At 70.1% G+C, this 18754-nt stretch carries 18 protein-coding genes and 1 pseudogene; 12 read left to right on the top strand and 7 right to left on the bottom strand.

Annotated elements, in window-relative coordinates; all coding sequences use genetic code 11:
• Window positions 1-52 precede the first annotated feature (52 nt).
• From AVR91_RS12195 to AVR91_RS12205, 3 genes are read left to right on the top strand one after another with little or no spacing between them, the layout of a single operon-like run.
• Window positions 53-1417 (top strand): M16 family metallopeptidase, encoded by a 1365-nt coding sequence (locus tag AVR91_RS12195; protein WP_016332618.1) that lies wholly within the window; start codon window positions 53-55, stop codon window positions 1415-1417.
• On the top strand, window positions 1414-2160 hold the full coding sequence (gene dapB, locus AVR91_RS12200; protein WP_016332619.1) for a 4-hydroxy-tetrahydrodipicolinate reductase: 747 nt from the start codon (window positions 1414-1416) through the stop codon (window positions 2158-2160). Before AVR91_RS12195 ends, dapB begins: the two co-directional genes overlap by 4 nt.
• On the top strand, window positions 2157-2606 hold the full coding sequence (locus AVR91_RS12205; RefSeq protein WP_063275666.1) for a tetratricopeptide repeat protein: 450 nt from the start codon (window positions 2157-2159) through the stop codon (window positions 2604-2606). Before dapB ends, AVR91_RS12205 begins: the two co-directional genes overlap by 4 nt.
• On the opposite strand, the gene AVR91_RS12210 is transcribed toward AVR91_RS12205, so the two are convergent.
• A complete protein-coding gene (locus AVR91_RS12210; RefSeq protein ID WP_063275665.1) occupies window positions 2603-3265 on the bottom strand; it encodes a GNAT family N-acetyltransferase in 663 nt (220 codons plus the stop codon). The two genes, AVR91_RS12205 and AVR91_RS12210, sit on opposite strands and share 4 nt — an antisense overlap.
• Window positions 3266-3317: 52 nt before the next feature.
• On the bottom strand, window positions 3318-3839 hold the full coding sequence (locus AVR91_RS12215; protein WP_063275664.1) for a YqaA family protein: 522 nt from the start codon (window positions 3837-3839) through the stop codon (window positions 3318-3320).
• A gap of 254 nt (window positions 3840-4093) precedes the next feature.
• On the opposite strand from AVR91_RS12215, the pseudogene AVR91_RS43770 reads away from it, so the two are divergent.
• Window positions 4094-4396, top strand: a pseudogene (locus tag AVR91_RS43770) (GtrA family protein); the annotation flags it as partial.
• Window positions 4397-4462: 66 nt separating this feature from the next.
• On the opposite strand, the gene AVR91_RS12225 reads toward AVR91_RS43770, so the two are convergent.
• Entirely contained in the window at window positions 4463-5023 is a 561-nt protein-coding gene (locus tag AVR91_RS12225) for a GNAT family N-acetyltransferase (RefSeq protein WP_083715715.1), read from the bottom strand.
• Between the two features lie 59 nt (window positions 5024-5082).
• Between AVR91_RS12225 and AVR91_RS12230 the strand changes: the two genes are divergently transcribed.
• Window positions 5083-6303, top strand: coding sequence for a winged helix-turn-helix domain-containing protein (locus AVR91_RS12230; RefSeq protein WP_063275662.1), 1221 nt, complete (start codon window positions 5083-5085; stop codon window positions 6301-6303).
• Window positions 6304-6491: 188 nt separating this feature from the next.
• On the opposite strand, the gene AVR91_RS12235 is transcribed toward AVR91_RS12230, so the two are convergent.
• Together AVR91_RS12235 and AVR91_RS12240 are read right to left on the bottom strand one after the other, a co-directional pair.
• Complete coding sequence (locus AVR91_RS12235; RefSeq protein WP_063275661.1) at window positions 6492-7406, bottom strand: DUF4097 family beta strand repeat-containing protein; 915 nt, start codon at window positions 7404-7406, stop codon at window positions 6492-6494.
• Window positions 7407-7417: 11 nt separating this feature from the next.
• Window positions 7418-7948 carry a toxin-antitoxin system HicB family antitoxin gene (locus AVR91_RS12240; protein WP_063275660.1) on the bottom strand — a complete coding sequence of 177 codons (531 nt, stop codon included), beginning with the start codon at window positions 7946-7948 and terminating at the stop codon, window positions 7418-7420.
• A gap of 133 nt (window positions 7949-8081) precedes the next feature.
• Here AVR91_RS12240 and thyX point away from each other — a divergent pair, with 133 nt between their 5' ends.
• The 6 genes from thyX to AVR91_RS12270 all read left to right on the top strand — a co-directional run bounded on the left by thyX (window position 8082) and on the right by AVR91_RS12270 (window position 15524).
• Window positions 8082-8834 (top strand): FAD-dependent thymidylate synthase, encoded by a 753-nt coding sequence (gene thyX / locus AVR91_RS12245; RefSeq protein ID WP_007029376.1) that lies wholly within the window; start codon window positions 8082-8084, stop codon window positions 8832-8834.
• Window positions 8834-9226, top strand: a complete 393-nt coding sequence (locus tag AVR91_RS12250) for an ACT domain-containing protein (protein ID WP_016332627.1) — start codon at window positions 8834-8836, stop codon at window positions 9224-9226. Before thyX ends, AVR91_RS12250 begins: the two co-directional genes overlap by 1 nt.
• Before the next feature lie 82 nt (window positions 9227-9308).
• The gene (locus AVR91_RS12255; protein WP_063275659.1) at window positions 9309-10811 is read left to right on the top strand and encodes a serine/threonine-protein kinase; all 1503 of its coding nucleotides are present in this window, start codon (window positions 9309-9311) and stop codon (window positions 10809-10811) included.
• A gap of 110 nt (window positions 10812-10921) precedes the next feature.
• Window positions 10922-11935: a 4-hydroxy-tetrahydrodipicolinate synthase gene (gene dapA / locus AVR91_RS12260; RefSeq protein ID WP_063275658.1), complete on the top strand. Its 1014-nt coding sequence runs from the start codon at window positions 10922-10924 to the stop codon at window positions 11933-11935.
• On the top strand, window positions 11932-13629 hold the full coding sequence (locus AVR91_RS12265) for a ribonuclease J (protein ID WP_043847990.1): 1698 nt from the start codon (window positions 11932-11934) through the stop codon (window positions 13627-13629). Before dapA ends, AVR91_RS12265 begins: the two co-directional genes overlap by 4 nt.
• Window positions 13630-13964: 335 nt before the next feature.
• Window positions 13965-15524 (top strand): VWA domain-containing protein, encoded by a 1560-nt coding sequence (locus AVR91_RS12270; protein WP_063823226.1) that lies wholly within the window; start codon window positions 13965-13967, stop codon window positions 15522-15524.
• Here the strand turns inward: AVR91_RS12270 and AVR91_RS12275 are convergent.
• Window positions 15454-16863, bottom strand: a complete 1410-nt coding sequence (locus AVR91_RS12275; protein WP_063277184.1) for an amino acid permease — start codon at window positions 16861-16863, stop codon at window positions 15454-15456. The two genes, AVR91_RS12270 and AVR91_RS12275, sit on opposite strands and share 71 nt — an antisense overlap.
• A gap of 153 nt (window positions 16864-17016) precedes the next feature.
• Between AVR91_RS12275 and AVR91_RS12280 the strand changes: the two genes are divergently transcribed.
• Window positions 17017-17607 (top strand): DUF305 domain-containing protein, encoded by a 591-nt coding sequence (locus AVR91_RS12280; protein ID WP_016332632.1) that lies wholly within the window; start codon window positions 17017-17019, stop codon window positions 17605-17607.
• On the opposite strand, the gene AVR91_RS12285 is transcribed toward AVR91_RS12280, so the two are convergent.
• Window positions 17584-18555, bottom strand: a complete 972-nt coding sequence (locus AVR91_RS12285; RefSeq protein ID WP_063277189.1) for an EamA family transporter — start codon at window positions 18553-18555, stop codon at window positions 17584-17586. The genes AVR91_RS12280 and AVR91_RS12285 overlap by 24 nt on opposite strands.
• Window positions 18556-18754 lie beyond the last annotated feature (199 nt).

Here is an 18754-nt window from a genome sequence, read left to right on the forward strand (position 1 = left end):
GGACATTTTTCGTCCTGAACGACCCTTTCCTGACATGTGAGTAAGGAATCCGTTGGCTCGTCAGGTTCCCGGGCACGAACAGCCCGTCGGCAGCACCCGCACGCTGGAGTCCACTTCGGACGGCGCGGTGGTCAAGCGCAGTGTGCTGGCCGGTGGCCTCCGGGTCATCACCGAACACGTCCCCGCGTCCCGTTCGGTGACGGTCGGGCTGTGGGTCGGCGTCGGATCGCGTGACGAGCCGTCGTCGGTCGAGGGCGCGGCGCACTACCTCGAACACCTGCTGTTCAAGGGCACCACGAACCGGGACGCCACCCAGATCGCCGAAGAGATCGACGCGGTCGGCGGGGAGTTCAACGCGTTCACCGCGAAGGAGCACACCTGCTACTACGCGCAGGTGCTCGACGAGGATCTGCCACTGGCGATGGACCTCGTCACCGACGTCGTGTTCGAGGCGCTGTGCACGGACAAGGACGTCGAGACCGAGCGCAGTGTCGTGCTCGAAGAGATCTCGATGCGCGATGACGATCCCGAGGACCTGCTGCACGAGACGTTCGTCGGCGCGATCCTGGGCAATCACGCGCTCGGCCGTCCGGTGCTCGGCAGCGAGAAGTCCATCGTCGAGATGTCCGCTTCGGCGCTGCGCGGGTTCTACCGGCGCCGCTACACGCTGCCGCGGATGGTGCTCGCGGTCGCCGGGAACATCGAGCACGGCCAGGTGCTCCGCTTGGTGCGCAAGGCTTTGCGGAACCGCCTGACCGGAACGGCGACCCCCGTGCCGCCGCGCGGCGGGCGGGCGCGGATCGCGATGGCGCCGAAGCTCGCGCTGCACACCGACGACACCGAGCAGGCGCACGTGATGCTCGGCCTGCGCTCGCTGTCGCGGCACGACGACCGGCGGTTCGCGCAGTCGGTGCTCAACGCCGCGCTCGGCGGCGGGATGAGCTCGCGCCTGTTCCAGGAGGTCCGCGAGAAACGCGGCCTGGCGTACCAGGTGTACTCGTCCGTCGCGAGCTACGCCGACGCCGGGCACATGGCCGTGTACGCGGGCTGCCAGCCGGAGAAGCTCGGCGAGGTCGCCGGCGTGATCCGCGAGGTGCTCGAACTGGTCGGCAAGGACGGGCTGAGCGAAGCCGAGGTCGCGCGGGCGAAGGGACAGCTGCGGGGCGGGCTCGTACTCGGCCTCGAAGACACCTCGTCGCGCATGTCGCGGATCGGCAAGAACGAACTGAACTACGGCCGCTATCTCGGCGTCGACGACACGGTGGCGCGGATCGACGCCGTCACCACCGAAGAGGTCTGTGCGCTCGCTCGCACTCTGCTCGCCCGCCCTGGTGGCGTCTCGGCGGCGGCGGTGGTCGGGCCGTACGCTCACGCCGACGACCTTCCGGACGATCTGCACGAGGTGATCGCATCATGACCGCTGGGATTCGCGTCGGCGTGCTGGGCGCACGCGGCCGGATGGGCCAGGAAGTGGTGAACGCCGTCAACGGCGCCGACGACATGGAGCTCGTCGCCGCGCTCGACGCCGGTGACGACTTCGCGGCGCTCAAGCAGGCACAGGTCGTCGTCGACTTCACCCATCCCGACGCGGTGATGGACAACCTGGAGTTCCTGACCGGCAACGGGATCCACGCCGTGGTCGGCACCACCGGGTTCAGCGGGGAGCGGCTGGAGAAGCTGCGCTCGTGGCTCGCGGCCGACCCGTCGCTCGGCGTGCTGATCGCGCCGAACTTCGCGCTCGGCGCGGTGCTGGCGATGCGGTTCGCGCAGCAGGCGGCGCGGTTCTACAACTCGGCCGAGGTCATCGAGCTGCACCACAACCGCAAGGCCGACGCGCCCTCCGGTACGGCCGCGCACACCGCGCGGCTGATCGGCGAGGCCCGCGCGGAAGCCGGTCTCGCTCCCGGTGAAGACGCGACGACGTCCGAAGTGGACGGTGCCCGCGGCGCGCTCGTCGACGACGTCCGCGTGCATTCGGTGCGGCTCCCCGGGCTGGTGGCGCACGAGGAGATCCTGTTCGGTGGCGAGGGCGAGACCCTGACCATCCGGCACGACTCGCTGCACCGCACGTCGTTCATGCCGGGCGTGCTGCTCGGCGTGCGCTCGGTGCTCACGCGGCCCGGCCTCACGGTCGGTCTCGAGAACATCCTCGACCTGTGAGGGCCCGCAATTTCGCGCTGGTGATGACGGCGGCGCTCGCCGTCTACGTCGTCCTGCTGGCGGGCCGGGGCATCGCGCTGCTGCGCACCGGCGAGACGGTGCCGGTGATCTTCGGTATCGGCGTACTGCTGCTGCCGATCCTCGGGATCTGGATCATCGTCACCACTTGGCGTTCCGGCGTCCAGATCCAGCGGCTCTCGCGGCGGCTGGACGAGGAAGGCGGTCTGCCCGACGTCTCCGATCTGCCCCGGCGGCCTTCGGGCCGGGTGGACCGCGACGCCGCGGACGCCTGGTTCGAGGAGCGCCGCGCCGAGGTCGAGGCGGATCAGGAGAACTGGCGCGTCTGGTACCGGCTGGCGTACGCGTACGAGATCGCCGGGGACCGGAAACGGGCCCGCGCCACGATGCGGCGCGCCGTCGAACTCGAAGCCGCCTCCCGCACTTAGTCCTCTGAACGCGGGGGCTCGATCCCGAGGACGGGCAGGCATTCGCGGACGGCGACCAGCTCGATGTCGTCCCGGCGCCGCCATTGTTCGCGGGTCAGCAGCCATTGCTTGATCCGCGCGGGTTCGCCGCGCCGGGTGTCCCAGGTGACGCCGTTCGGCTCGTAGCCCAAGGCCTGGGAGACGCCGTTCGAGGCCTGGTTGTCGAAGAACGCGTCACTGGACGCCTCGCGTGCTCCGAACCCCTCGAACGCCAGCTGCAGCACTGCCTGCCGCATCTCCTTGCCCAGACCGCGGCCCCGCATGTCCGGGCCGAGCCAGGAGAAGGAAGTGACCGTGCCGAACGTGGCGAAGTCGATGCCGATCAGATCCTGCATGCCCACCGGCTCGCCGTCGACGACCACCACGAAGTACAGCCGCCACTTGCTCTCGGTCACCTGGCCCCGGCCCCGCCAGATCCCGCGCAGCCAGCGCCATTCGCGTTCCGGGCCGTCTTCGTAGAGCGAGGCCGGATCGTCGAAGGGCCAGGGCGGTCCGGTGACCACGCCCTCGCGGATCGTCGGGATCAGACGCTCCAGGAGTTCGTCCGTCGCCCCCAGCAAGGAAAGCCGGGGTGTGTGCACCTGGACGTTCAACGGCGGGTACGCGAACGAAGTCGGCATGGGCGAAAACCCTAGGGTCCGGCCGCGGTGGCGCGCACTCCAATTTCCGGGCTCAGTAGTGGAACCAGCCCGCGAACAGGGCCGGGGAGGCGGCCAGCAGGCTGAACCGCAGCCAGCGGCCCACGAAACCGGTGGCCAGGAAGGTCGCCAGCGGCATCCGCACGAGCCCCGCGAGGACACTCGTGGCCATGTACGGCGGCAGGCCGACGACCGAGCTCACCCCGTACGTGCCCGCCATCCAGTGCGGATGCCGGTGGCACCGCTCACGCAGGGCGTCGAGCCGGGCGCGCATCTTCTTGGTGCGCGCCCGCCATCTTTCCCGGCGCGGTGTGGGCGGCCGCTCCCGGTGCAAACGGTCGTGCAGCGGCTTCGGCAGCTTGATGGTGCCCTTCGCGGCGAGGTAGTAGAGCGTCTTCCCGCCCACCTGACCCGCGGCGACGATGGCGCCGAGCAGCAGCCACGGCATCGACGGCTGGCTCGCGCACAGGCCGATGAGGAACATCTCGATGCTGACCACGGGGAGGATCGCGGAACCGAAGGCGACGCCGAACGACAGGAGCAACCAGCCTGCCATCGTTACCTCCCCGTTATCTTCGTTCTCTCCAAGCTATCAGCTGAGAACCTGGACGCACTGGGGCCAGCCCCCGTTCCCGGCCTCGGGGCCGCACCAGAAGATCACCTGTTCGTCGGCTCGCGGCCACCTGCCGCTGCCATGCTGGAGCCGTGGCCGACGTGCACGACGCGGTCCGCGGCAAGGGTTTCGCGGATCGCTTCGCCGACTTCTGCGCGGCCGTGGTGCGGCGCCTCCCCTTCGGGCTTTCCCGGCTGGTGGCGCCGAGTTTCCTCGGTTTCGCGCTCATCAACGGGTTCACCTTCGGGGTCGACCTGATCCTGCTGACCCTGCTCCGCGGCTGGCTCGGCCTGCCGGTATGGCTGGCGATCACACTCGCCTACGCGACGGCGTTCGGGCTGAGCTTCGTGCTGAACCGCAGCATGAACTTCCGCTCGCACGCGCCCGTCGGCAGGCAGGCGGTGCTGTACGTGATCGCGATCGTGATCAACTACGTGGCCTTCCTGCTCGGCGTCGGCGCCGGACTGGCCGCGCTGGGCGTCGACTACCGCTTGTCCCGGCTCATCGCCGGGGCGTGCGAAGGCGTGTTCATGTACTCGGTGATGCGCTGGGTCGTGTTCGCGAAGTCAGGGAGTGAGCTCGAGGTCGAGGCCGCCGGTGAGGCGGACTTCGCGCACGTTCGTGCTTCCGGTGTCGAGGATGCGGACGGTCCCGTCGGGCGACCAGCCCGCGCGACGGAAGAAACCCAGTGACGCGTGATCGGTCTGGGCGACCCAGCTGATCCCGCGGGTGGCGCCGTCCTCGCGCAGCCAGGCGGACGCGTTCGCCAGCAGCCGTCCCGCGTGCCCGCGCCGTCCCCAGCGCGGCTCGACCAGCAGCGAGGCGATGAGCGCCGTCGTCGGCGCGTCGTCGGGCAGCGATCCGTCGGCCGTGGCGACCTCGCCAACCGGAGCGCGGCCGGCGACGCAGAAACCGACGGTGAACTCGCCTTCGGTGGCGAGGAAGACCCGCGTGCCCGGGTACTCGATCGTTTCGGCCCAGGTCTTTTCGAGTTCCTCGATGTCGAGCCCGGCGACAGCCGCTTCGCCGAGCAGCTCCGTGTAGGCGCTTCGCCACGTGTCGCGCTGGATGCGGGCGATCTCGGGGGCGTCGGACACGACTGCTGGGCGGACTTCGGCGGCGGCCATGCTGCGCAGGTTATCGGTGTCGCGGAAAACTGTCGGTGGTGGATGGCACCATTCCGACGATGAGCACTACGACCATCAGCGGTCCGGTCGCGCGCCGGATCGCCCTGTCCGCACAAGGGTTCGCCGACGCGCGTCCCGGTGGAGCGGTGACGAGGAGGCATCTGCAGCGCGTGCTGTCGCGAATCCAGTTGCTGCAACTGGATTCGGTGAACGTCGCGGTCCGCGCGCACTACATGCCGTTGTTCTCCCGGCTCGGCGCGTACGAGCCCACGCTGGTGGACGACGCGGCCTGGTCCCATTCCGCGCGCAAACCCCGGATGCTGGTCGAAACCTGGGCGCACGAGGCGAGCCTGCTGCCGGTGGCGGACTGGCCCCTCCTGCGGTCCGGGGCGAAGCGCATGGGCTGGTGGACGAACTACGCGCGGGTGCTGGAGGAGTCGCCGCAGCTGGTGGACGACATCCTGACCGTGATCAAGGAACACGGCCCGATCGGCGCGGGCGGCATCGAGCGTGCCCTGGTGGGCGAGTCGGGTGGAGCGAAGCCGGGCTCGTGGTGGGAGCGGTCGGAGGTCAAGAAGGCCTGCGAGTGGCTCTTCGGCATGGGCCAGCTGACCACCGGCACGCGCCGGTCGTTCGAGCGGCTGTACGACCTGACCGAACGCGTCGTCCCGCCGGAGATCCTGTCGCGGACCGTGAGCCCGGAGGAAGGCGCCCGCGAACTGATCCTCCGCGCCGCAGTCGCGCTCGGCATCGGCACCGAACCGGACCTGCGGGACTACTACCGGCTCGGCCCCGACGTCAGCAAGCGGGCGGTGGCGGAACTGGTCGAGGAGGGGGTACTGGAACCGGTGACCGTGGACGGCTGGCCCGACCCGGCGTACCGGCACGTCGCGGCGAAGGCACCGAGATCGGTCACCGGCCGGGCCCTGCTGTCGCCGTTCGACCCGCTGATCTGGCGACGCGCCCGCACCGAGCGCATCTTCGACTTCTTCTACCGCATCGAGATCTACGTGCCCGAACCGAAGCGGATCTACGGGTACTACGTGTTCCCGTTCCTGCTCGACGGCGAACTCGTCGGCCGGGTCGACCTCAAATGCGATCGTGCCGCCGGGGTGCTTCGCGTCCAGGGCGCTTTCGCCGAGCCTGGGGTTGATGTCGCCCGGGTCGCCAGTGAGCTGGCGGGCGAGCTGCGGCTGATGGCGGACTGGCAGGGGCTGGACGGGGTCGCGGTGGGGGAGCGGGGAGATCTCGCTCCGGTGCTTTCGCGCCTCGTGCGCTGAGCTTCGCGAATGCTATGAACGGTCCGTTCCTTGCAAATTTTGCAAGGAACGGACCGTTCATAGCGTCGGTGCCGCGCAGCCCTTCGTGAGACAGCGCTTCGTGAGACAGAAATGAGCGAGGGACCTTTGCTCCCACCCCCGTGGAAAAGTGGTAGCAAAGGTCCCTCGATCCCCCTGCGGTCCGCGGCTCAGCCGGCCGCGCTGGTCACCACCGCGTCGCCCGTGCCGGTGCGAGCCCGCACCTTCAGCACGACCTCGCCCTCCGTCGGGGCGCTGTCCGCGACATCCAGTTCGCTCGACACCGATCCGGTCGTCGACGACAGGTCGATCTCCGCCCGGACCCGGCCGCGGATGGCGACCCGGACCTCGCCCGATCCGGTGGTCAGCTCCAGCGATCCGAAGGCGGCGTCCGTCACCGAGACGTCGCCGCTGCCGGTGCGCGCCAGGACGTCGCCCGCGATCTCGCCGAGCCAGACGTCACCCGTACCGGTCGCGATCGTGGCCGAACCGCACAGCGAGGACGCTTCGACGGAACCGCTGCCGGTGCGCAGCTGCAGACCGGACAGCGTCGCCCCGAGTTTGACGTCACCGGTACCGGTGCGGACGATCGCCGAACCGTCCGTACGCTCCAGGCCGACCTTGCCGGCACCGGTCAGGATGTCGGCCCGGCCCGCGATCCCGGTCACCGTCACGTCGGCCGCCCCGGCCCGCACCTCCAGATGCGAACCGGCGGGCGCCCGGACGGTCACGGCGAGCGGGACGTTCTTCAGCTGCCAGGCCTTCGGCGCCTGGACGACCAGCCGGTTGCCGACCTTTTCGATCCGCGTCTGCGCCACGGCGTCGTCGGCCGAGCCCACCGGTGAACCGCCGAGCTGGTCGCCGAAACGTTCCCCGACCCAGCTGAGCAGGCTCGTCATCCCGTCCACCCACGGCTGCTGTTCGCCGCCGTCCCGGCGGACCTCGGCGTGGACCCCGTTCTCGTCGGTCAGCTCGATGGTCACCCGGCCGATGGCCACGCTCACGTCGACCTCGATCGGGCCCTCGGCCTCGAAGTCCTCGGCGCGCACGGTCTCTTCACCGGCGGGAGTGCTTTCCTCGGTCATATCCGTCCCCCTCAGCCCTGGACCCAGCCGTGCAGGTGCGAACCGGCACCGCCGCCCGGCTTCTGCTTGTGCTGCCAGTGCTCGCTCCCGCTCTTGCCCAGCGCGCCCTGGACGGCCTGCGAGACGAACGTGTTCAGCGAAACCCCCTGCGAGGCGGCCGCGGCTTCGGCCTGGCCCTTGACCTGCTCGAACAGGCGCAGCGTGATGCGGGTGATGTCGCCCGTGTCCACCTTGGGCGCGCGGGGCGTCTCCCGCGGCGCCTCTGAGCGGGGCGCGGACCGCTCGGCGCCCTCCGCTGAGCCGGAGCCGGTGACGACGACGCGCACGTCGCGGCCGTCGAGCCGGACGTCGACGACGTGCCCCGGCAGTGCCGAAGTCACTTCGGCGGCGAGGTCGGCGAGGGCGTTCATGATGGTCAGGCGGGCGGCGGGCTCCAGCGCCGACGACAGCAGCGCGGCAGCGCGCCGCGTCTGCTCGTCGCCGGCCGAAGCCGTGTTCGCGAGGTCCTCGCGAAGGCTCGTGATGTACGGCGTCAGATCCATGACGCCACTATGACGTCATTCGTGATGTCACGTCAAGGAGACCTGACGTCACCGTGATGTCGCCCCGGCGTCGAAGACGCTTGCGGTTACGCTGCCCGGAGTCGTGGAGCAGGGGTCGAAAAGGAGTGCGAACGTGGCCGAGACCGTGTCACCCAAGGTTCAACTGATCGCGAAGACGGAGTTCTTCCCGCCGTCCGACGTACCGTGGTCGACCGATGCCGACGGTGGTGAGGCGCTGGCCGAATTCGCGGGCCGGGCCTGCTACCAGTCCTGGAAGAAGCCGAACCCGAAGACGGCCACCAACGCCGGCTACCTCGAGCACATCATCGACGTCGGCCACCTTTCGGTGCTGGAGCACGGCTCCGTCAGCTTCTACATCACCGGCATCTCCCGGTCGCTGACGCACGAGCTGATCCGCCACCGCCACTTCTCCTACTCGCAGCTTTCGCAGCGCTACGTGCCGGAGCGTGACGCCGCGTTCGTCGAGCCCGACGTCATCGCGCAGGACCCGGAGCTGCACGCGAAGTTCCTCGCCGCCTCGCAGGCCGCCGTCGACGCCTACACCGAACTGCTCGCCGGGCTGGAGGAGAAGTTCGCCGACGTGCCGAGCGCCACCCTGCGCCGCAAGCAGGCCCGCCAGGCCGCCCGCGCCGTGCTGCCGAACGCGACCGAGACCCGCATCGTGGTCACCGGCAACTACCGCGCCTGGCGGCACTTCATCGCGATGCGCGCCACCGAGCACGCCGACGTCGAGATCCGCGCCCTGGCCATCGAGTGCCTGCGCGAGCTGCAGAAGGCCTCCAGCAACGTCTTCGCGGACTTCACCATCTCCGCGCTGCCGGACGGCACCGAGGTCGCGTCCAGCCCGAAGGTCCTCGAGGGCTGATGCGACGCCTCGCGATCGACGTCCGGCCCGGCGAGTACGCGGTCGCCCGCCTCGCCCCGGACGCGCCGGTTCCGGCGAACCTGCTCGACCCCGGCGAGCCCGTGCTGATCTCCCTCACGCGGACGCCGGAGGAGCTGTCGGTGATCTGCCCGGCCGGTCTCGCGCCGGCCGGGGCCACCGTCGAGGACGGCTGGCGGCTGCTGTCGGTCCGCGGACCGCTCGCGTTCACGCTGACCGGCATCATCGCGGCGTTGTCGAGCGAGCTCGCCGCCGCCGGCGTGGCGCTGTTCTCGATGTCCACGTTCGACACCGACCACGTGCTGGTCCGTGCCGCCGAACTGGAGCGCGCGGTGAAGGCGCTCCGGGAGGCCGGGCACGAGGTCACGGTCTGATTCACCAGCCGGGCGAAGGAACCTTTCGGGACGCGAACGGGTCCGAGTTAGCATCCTGCGCGAACCGAAGGAGCACCGAACCTTGACCGACGAACAGACCCGTCCGTACGGGCCGCCCCAGCAGACGCAGCAGGCCACCGGCGCGCGGATCGTCGCCGGCCGATACGCCCTGCTGGGCGAGCTCGGCCGCGGCGGGATGGGCATCGTCTGGCGTGCGCAGGACCAGGTGATCGGCCGCCAGGTGGCGATCAAGGAGCTGAAGTTCCCGAACGCCCCCGAGGACGCCTCGGTCCTGTCGGAGCGGATGCTGCGCGAGGTCCGCTCCGGCGGCCGCCTCAACGACCCGGCCGTCGTCACCGTGTACGACGTCGTCACCGAGAACGGCGCCACCTACATCGTGATGGAGCTGGTCGAGGCGCCGACGCTGGCCGACCTGGTGCGCGACCGCGGGCCGCTGCCCGCCCAGCAGGTCGCGCTGGTGGGGGAGCGGGTGCTGTCCGCGCTGCGGGCCGCGCACGCCGCCGGCATCGTGCACCGCGACGTCAAACCCGCGAACATCATGGTCGCGCCGGACGGCCGGGTGAAGCTCACCGACTTCGGCATCGCGCACGCCGCCGACGACCCGCGCCTGACCACCAGCGGCATGATCGTCGGCTCGCCCGCGTTCATGGCGCCGGAACGGGTCGAGGGCCGCGACGCGATGCCCGAATCCGACCTCTGGTCACTGGGCACGACGCTGTTCTTCGCCGCGGAAGGCATCGTCGCGTTCGAACGGTCGACCACCGCGGCGACCCTGCACGCGATCATGACCGAGGCGCCGTACCTGACCCGGGTGCAGGGTCCGCTGGCCGCCGCGATCCTCGGCCTGCTGGTCACCAAACCCGAGGCGCGGATGTCGTACGACCAGGTGCGCAGCCTGCTCGCGGCCGCGCAGGGCGTGCAGGCCCAGCCCACGCCGCCCTCGGGTGGCACGGCGATGATGCCGCAGTCCGGCCAGCCGCTGACCCGGCTCGCCCCGGCCCCGGCGAAGCGCAACCTGCGCCCGCTGTGGCTGAGCCTCGCCGCGGTCGCCGTGATCGGCGCCCTCGTCGGCGGGATCTTCCTCGGCCGCTGGATGGCCGCGCCCGAAGGGAATTCGCAGGCGCAGCCGACGCTGACCTACGGCATCAACGGCCAGGTCAAGCTCGGTTCGTCGGGGGACTGCTACAACGTGCCGCTCAAAGAGGGCATCAACCTGAACGACGGGGTCAGCTGCGACAAGGACCACCTGCTGGAGATCTTCGCCAAGCGGGCCCTGCTCGAAGTCGAGTCCCCCAGCGACGACGACGCGCAGATCGTCGACTATCCAGGAGCGGAAACGGTCAACCGGATCGCCGAGGCGACCTGCTCGGCGACCTTCAACTCGAAGGTCGTGCCCTCGGCGCAGCGGGCCTCGCTGACCTGGCGGGCCGTCGTCCCGACCGAGGCGGAATGGAATCGGTCGCCCAACGAGGAGGTCCGCGACTATTCGCGGGGCTACTACTGCCTGCTCGCCAAGACCGACGGGAGCCAGATCCCCTCGCAGATCACGACCAAGGTCAAATAGCTCACAGAGAGTTTGCGCCGAGTTCGCCTTCGTCGCGGAAAATCTCCCGCATTCGGCGGGAACGACCACGTCGGCAAGGGTTCGGTGCTCGCAGGAGGTACCTTCACAGCATGTCCACTCCACCCACCGCAGCGCCGGGAAGACCGTTCGGGCGCGTGCTCACCGCGATGGCCACCCCCTTCGACGCCGACGGGGCGTTGGACCTGAAGCGGGCGCAGGAGCTGGCCGAACACCTCGTGGAACTGGGCAACGACGGTCTCGTCGTGAACGGCACGACGGGGGAGAGCCCCACCACCACCGACGCCGAGAAGGCCGAGCTGGTCCGCGCCGTCGTCGAAGCCGTCGGCGACCGCGCGACGATCGTCGCCGGGGCGGGCACGAACAACACCGCGCACAGCATCGAGCAGGCGAAGCAGGCCGAAGCGGCAGGCGCCCACGGCATCCTCGTCGTCACGCCGTACTACTCGCGGCCCAGCCAGGCCGGGCTCTACGCGCACTTCACCACGGTCGCCGACGCCTCCGGCCTGCCCGTGATGCTCTACGACATCCCGCCGCGGTCGATCGTGCCCATCGAGGTCGACACGCTGCTGCGGCTCGCCGAGCACCCGCGCATCCTCGCCGTCAAGGACGCCAAGGGCGATCTGATCGCCGGCTCCGAGGTCATCGCGAACACCCAGCTCGCCTACTACTCCGGTGACGACGGCCTCAACCTGCCGTGGGTCTCGGTCGGCGGCGCGGGCGTGGTCAGCGTGATCGGGCACGTCGTGGCGGGCCGGATCCGCGGCATGATGGACGCCTACGAATCCGGCGACACCTCCACCGCGCGCACCAACCACCGCGGCATGCTGCCGGTCCTGCGGGCGATGTCCCGCGTCGGCGGGGTCGCGTTCTCGAAGGCGGCGCTGAAGCTGCGCGGATTCGACATCGGCGACCCGCGGCTGCCCATCGTGGCCGCGAACGACGAGCAGCTCCAGGCGATTTCCGCGGATCTCGCCCAGGGGGGCGTGCCGCTCGGGGAAAGCGCGGCCAGTGACTGGCATGGTGCACGAGTGGCACAAGCAGATTCAGCGGCGGCCTACACGGCGCCGACCTCACATACCAGCGTAGGGACCATGCCTCGGTGAGTTCATTGCCAACCGGACCCGGACCGACCACCCCTCCGCCCGCGCTGCCCGAAGGCGCCTTGCGCGTGGTCGCGCTCGGCGGGATCGGCGAAGTCGGCCGCAACATGACCGTCTTCGAATTCGACGGCCGTCTGCTGATCGTCGACTGCGGGGTCCTGTTCCCCGAGGACGACCAGCCCGGCGTCGACCTGATCCTGCCCGACTTCCGCGCGATCGAAGACCGCCTCGAGGACATCGACGGTCTCGTCCTCACCCACGGGCACGAGGACCACATCGGCGCCGTCCCGTTCCTGCTGCGGCTCGTGCCGGACCTGAAGATCTACGGTTCCCGGTTCACGAACGCGCTGCTCGCGGCCAAGGCCAAGGAGCACCGCCAGCGGCCGAACCTGATCGAGGTCCGCGAGGGCGAGCGACGCAAGGTCGGCGAGTTCGACCTGGAGTTCTTCGCGGTCAACCACTCGATCCCGGACGCGCTCGCGGTGGCCATCCGCACGCCGGCCGGTGTCGTGCTGCACACCGGCGACATCAAGCTCGACCAGCTCCCGCTCGACGGCAGGCTGACCGACCTCGCCGGGTTCTCCCGGCTCGGTGACGAGGGCGTGGACCTGTTCTGCGTCGACTCGACCAACGCCGAGGTGCCCGGTTTCGTCATGCCGGAACGCGACATCGGCCCGGTGCTCGACGACGTCGTCCGCAAGGTCGGCCAGCGCGTCATCGTGGCCTGTTTCGCGAGCCACGTGCACCGGGTCCAGCAGGTGCTGGACGCGGCCGTGCGGCACGGGCGCCGGGTCGCGTTCGTCGGCCGGTCGATGGTCCGGAACATGGGCATCGCGGCCGAGCTCGGTCTGTTGAACGTGCCGGACGGTCTGCTGGTCAACCTCGACCAGGCCAGTGACCTGCCCGAGGGCAAGGTGCTGTTCGTGTCGACCGGTTCGCAGGGCGAGCCGCTGTCGGCGCTGTCGCGGATGGCGCGCGGCGAGCACCGGCAGATCTCGATCCGCGCCGGCGACACCGTCGTCCTGGCCAGCTCGATGATCCCGGGCAACGAGACCGCGGTCTTCGGGGTCGTCAACGGCCTCACCCGGCTCGGCGCCAACGTCGTGCACCAGGGCAACGCCAAGGTGCACGTGTCGGGGCACGCGTCGGCGGGCGAGCTGCTGTACCTGTACAACGCGGTGCGCCCCAGCAACGTCATGCCGGTGCACGGAGAGTGGAAACACCTGCGCGCCAACGGAGAGCTGGCCGTGCGTACCGGCGTCGCCCCGGAGAACGTGGTGATCGCCGAGGACGGCGTCGTGGTCGACCTGGTCGACGGCAAAGCCACCCGGACCGGACGGGTCGAGGTCGGGCACGTGTACGTCGACGGCCTCTCGGTCGGTGACGTCGGCGAGTCGACCCTGTCCGACCGGCTCGTGCTCGGCGAGGGCGGGTTCATCGCCATCACCGTCGCCGTGGACACCAGCACCGGCCGCGCGGTGACACGGCCGACGGTGTCCGGACGCGGGTTCTCCGACGACCCGAAGGCGCTCGACGCCGTGGTCCCGATGGTGGAGATGGAACTCGCCAGGACCGAGGCCGAGGGCATCACCGACACGCACCGCATCGCGCAGGCCGTGCGCCGCGTCGTCGGCCGCTGGGTCGCCGACACCTACCGGCGCCGCCCGATGATCGTGCCGACGGTCATCCCCGTCTAGTCCCGAACGCGCGTGAAGGCCCCCTTCCCTCGGCTGAGCCGAGGGAAGGGGGCCTTCACGCGCGAGTGGCGGCCGCGAGCAGCAATGCGAAGGCGACCGTGATCGCCTGACCGAAGAGGGCGTTGCGTGCTTTGCGCTGTTCCGCACGGGTGGGCCGGTTCATCACGAATTCCCCCGATTTCGAGTGCTTTCCTTACCGGGCAAGTGTTTCGCGAGCCGCGCCGGCGCACCTCCCGCCTCGGTAGGGTTTCTCTACGCCGAAAGTCGTAGCCTTCCCCTAGGGGGGCACTCGGCGTACCCTCGGACGCTCCTCGAGCCCCATGCCGGGAGAGCCGATGGGACGCCACGCCACCAGCAGGACCCGAAGACGGATACTGGTGCCGCTGCTGGCGCTCGCGCTGGCGGCCGTGCTCGGCGCGGCCACCTGGGTCGCCGTGGCCATGGCGCGATCCGAACCCGGCTGCGAGCCCGAGCGGGTGGTCGTCGCGGCGTCGCCCGACATCGCCCCCGCCGTCGCGGAGGCGGCGGGCGCCCTCCAGCTCGCGTGTGTCACGTTCGACGTCCAGCCCAGGGAATCCCTTCAACTCGCGGAGGAACTGGCCGGGACCGCGCCCAAACCCCAGGCCTGGATCCCGTCGTCGACGCTGTTCTTGAGGCGCGCCAAGGGCGTTCCCACCTCCGGGCCGTCGATCGCCAGTTCGCCCGTGGTGCTCGCGGTCGCGGAACCGGTGGCGCAGGCGCTCGGCTGGCCACGCAAGCCGCTGACGTGGCCGGAGGTACTCGGCGGAGCCGGTGTCGTCGCCGGGATGCCGGACCCGGTACGCGATCCCGCCGGTGTTTCCGCGCTGCTGGCGCTCCGAGAGGTCACGAAGGACGCGCCGGATCCCGCCGCCGCGTACGTCGCCCTGCTCCGGAAGTTCTCCGCCACGACAACGGGTGCGACGGTGTTCCCCGCGCCGGAGAACGCGGTGCTGCGGCACAATTCCGCGCTTTCCGAAGGCGAGGCCGCGCTGGTGGCCGCGTACTCGCCCGCGGCTCCGACGCTCGACTACCCGTTCGTCGAGATCGCGGGGGCGACCCCTCGGCAGGCCGAGGCGGTCGCCGGACTGAAACGCGCCCTGCTCTACGGCGCCACGACCGGCCCGCGGTCCGAGCTGCGTGCTCCGGGCGGACAAGCGTTGCGGCTAGCCGAAACCGATCGGCGCGTCGAGACGCACGGGCAGCGTAGTACCGGGATCCCGGCGGCCGCCGAGGTCGACAAGGCGCTCAGCCAGTGGGCCGGAGTGAACGCGAGTGCCCGGGTCCAGGTGCTGATCGACGTGTCCGGTTCGATGAGCGCTCCGGTCCCGGGGACCGGGAAGTCCCGCCTGGCAATCACGCTGGAGGCGGCGGAGAACGCCCTGCACTTGTTCAAACCCACGTCACAGGTCCGATTCCTGGCCTTCGCGACCAAAGTGGACGGTGAGCGGGACTATCGGGAGATCCTGCCGATGGCCCCGGTCGGGCGGCAGCTGGCGGCGGTCGGCCGGTTGCGTGCCGTCCGCGCCGTGCCGGACGGGCAGACCGGGCTCTACGACAGCGTCCTGGACGTCTACCGGCTGGCGCACAAGGAATTCGAGCGGGGAAAGCTGAACCTCGTCATCGTGATGACCGACGGGCGCAACACCGACCCTGGCGGGATCAGCCGCGAAAACCTGGTGGCCGAGCTGGAAAAACTGCGTGACCGGGAGCGTCCGGTGCCGTTGATCGCCATCGGGATCGGCCCGGACGCCGACGAGACCGAACTCGGGCAGCTCGTCGCGCCCGCCGGTGGCCAGGCATTCCTCAGCCGTGATCCCGCGAAGATCGAAGAGGTGTTCTACGGGGCTCTCGGCCGGATCGCCGGCGCTGGATGAAGTAGACGGCGAGGATCACCGCCAGGCTGATCAGGCTCAGGTAGAGCTGGGCCCGCGTGTCGTCGTCCACGAACAACATCGACGTGACCACGGCCAGCGTTCCGGCGAGGGTGAGCCAGCTCAGCCAGGGGTAGCCCCACATGCGCAGTTTCAGCCGTTCCGGCGCTTCGGCCTCCAGACGGCGCCGCATCCGCAGCTGCGATCCGGCGATGATCGCGTACACGAACAACGCGACCGCGCCGGCGGAGTTGATGATGAAGTAGAAGATCTTGTCCGGGGACACGAAGTTCATCACCACGGCCACGTAACCGACCGAAGTGGACACCAGGATCGCCTTCCACGGGACACCGCGCCGGTTCGTGTCCGCGATCCACTTCGGAGCCCAGCCGTTGCCGCGCAACGCGAACAGCATCCGGGAAGCGGTGTACAGCCCCGAATTCAGCACCGACAGCACGGCTGTCAGCACCACCGCGCTGACCACCGTCTCGGCGGCGGGGATGCCGAACCGGCCGAACGCGGCGGCGAACGGGCTGGTCGTGGTCGGGATGTCACGCCAGCCGGTGATCATCACCAGCAGGGTCACGGAGCCGACGTAGAACACGATGACCCGCCACACGATCGACGAGGTCGCCTTGCGCACGGCGGTCTCGGGCTCTTGCGATTCGGCGGCGGCGATGGTGACGATCTCCGCGCCGAAGTAGGAGAAGATCACGATCACCACCCCGTGCACCACCGAGAACGGGCCGTTGGCCAGGAAACCGTCCTGCGCGATGTTGCCGACCGAGAACGATCCGCCGGGCCAGGCGCCGAGCACGAACAGGATGCCCACCACCAGGAACACCACGATCGTGGCGATCTTGACCGAAGCGAGCCAGAACTCCGTCTCCCCGAACGAACGGGCGGAGGCGAGGTTCGTCGCGGTCAGCAGCAGCATCAGCACCAGCGAGAAGATCCATTGCGGCACAACGGGAATCCAGGTCTGGAGGATCTTCGCCCCGGCGACGGCCTCGAACGCGACCACGCCGACCCAGAAGTACCAGTACAGCCAGCCGACGGTGAAGCCCGCCCAGCCGCCGAGTGACGTCCGCGCGTACTCCATGAAGGACCCTTGCGACGGCGAAGCGGTCGCCATCTCGCCGAGCATCCGCATCACCAGCACGACGATGAGACCGCCGATGGCGTAGGAGAGGACGGCCGCCGGGCCGACGGTGTGGATGACCGCACCGCTGCCGATGAACAGGCTCGCGCCGATGATGCCGCCGAGGGCGATCATCCGGACGTGGCGTTGCCGCAGGTCCGGGCGCAGACCCGGCCGTTCGCGCGTGGGTTCGGAGCCCATGTCCCGGTTACCTCCTGTCGGAGCGGCGGCGGATCGCGGGATTGTCGCACCGCGGACCGGGGAGGAAAAGTGTTTGCGCAACCCCAGGTGAACCGGCCGATGTGGACTCTGCCAACCTAGGCACCTCCACCGCGCGTTCCGAGGAGCTCTTCGATGCCCCACGCCGTCCTCCGGTTCCTGCCCGCCGTCGCCCTGGCCGCCGTCGTGCTCGCGGGCTGCTCGGACGAGGCGCCCCAGTCGCAGACGGCGCCTCCCGGGTCGTCCCCGGTGGCGCAGCAGGCCGCCGTTCCGTTCAACGACGCGGATCTCGCCTTCGCGCGGCAGGCCCTCGCGCACCACCAGCAGGGCATGGATCTGGCTTCCCTGGCCGAATCCCGCGCGGCGAACGATCAGCTGAAGGCGCTCGCGAAGCGGATCATCGACACGCACGAACCGGAGATCGCGCGGCTCTCCAAGCTCATCGAGGCGTGGGGACAGCCCGCGCCGGACGACCCGAACCTCGAACACGTGCAGCGCGACGGATACGTCAGCCCCGGCGACATGGCGCAACTGGCCGGACTGTCCGGAAAGGACTTCGACCGCCAGTTCGTCGCGCGGTTGCTGCGCCAGCGCGAGGCGGGCGTCCGCATCGCCGACACCGAGACCCAGCACGGCCGCAACCCCGACGCCCGCGACCTCGCCGCGACGACTTCGCGTTCGCAGCAGCAGGAGATCGGGGAACTACGGGGCTTCCAGCAGGGTTGAGTCCGTCTGGACCACGTTCGAATTCAGCTGGACGATGTAAGCGCCGGTCAGCAGCACCACCGCGCCGGCGGCCTGGATCCAGCTGAGCGCCTCGTCCAGCAGCAGCCAGGCCGCGGCGGCGGCGATCAACGGCTCGACCAGCCCGACGACGCTCGCCACCGACGCCGGGAGATGACGCAGCGCCGCCATACCCGTCGCGTAGGCGAGGACGGTCGCGATCAGCACCAGGGCGATCAGCAACGACCACACCGGCGGCTCCCACGGCCCGAAGTTCGTCGGCGCGCCGAGGACCCCCCACGGGATCGTCCACGGCGGGGCGACCGCGCACACCAGGACCGCGCCGATCGTCATCCCCCAGGTGACCATGCCGAGCGGATCCCGGTCCGCGACGCCGCGCTCGCCGAGGAGGAAGTAGCCCGCCGAACAGACGGCCGCGCCGAGCCCGGCGAGCAACCCGAGGACGTCCAGGCTGAGCCCCTCCCAGACCTGGGCGACCAGCACGAGCCCCGTCATCGCCAGCGCGATCCCCGCCCACATCGCCCTCGGCAGCCGCACGCGGCGCACGAACCGCACCCACAGCGCGATCAGCACCGGCGAGGTGAACTCGAGCAGGATCGCGATCCCGACCGGGATCCGGCCCGCCGCCAGGAAGTACATGAGCTGGACGCCCGCGACGCCGAGCGAGCCGTACGCGAGCAGCAGCGGCCACTCGTTCTTCGTGACTTTGAGGAGCTTCGGCCGGAAAACGGCGACCAGGGTGAGCAACACGATCGCCGACAGCCCGATGCGGATCGCCGCGACCTGCTCCGGCGACATCCCGGCCTGCATCGCCGGTTTGCCCAGCACGCCCGAGGTGCCGAAGAAGAGCGCGGCGAGCAGGATCAGCATGATGCCCCGGCCGCGGTGCGCGACGTGCTGGCTGGGGGCGGCGGCGAGTTCGGCGGTCACGGCCGGAGGGTAGAGGCCGGGTGACGGTGGGGCGACCCGTTTTCCCACCGGCTGGTCTCCGGCCGGTCATCGGCCGGTCCGTGAAGGCCTCCTTGAGGGACTCTGGGTCCCTCAAGGAGGCCTTCACGGACTTGACGATTGCCACGTGCGTCCCATATGCACCAGCAGTCACAACGGTGGCGCGTGAAGGCCCCCTTCC

The organism is Amycolatopsis keratiniphila subsp. keratiniphila (assembly GCF_001620365.2).
Taxonomy (GTDB): domain Bacteria; phylum Actinomycetota; class Actinomycetes; order Mycobacteriales; family Pseudonocardiaceae; genus Amycolatopsis; species Amycolatopsis keratiniphila.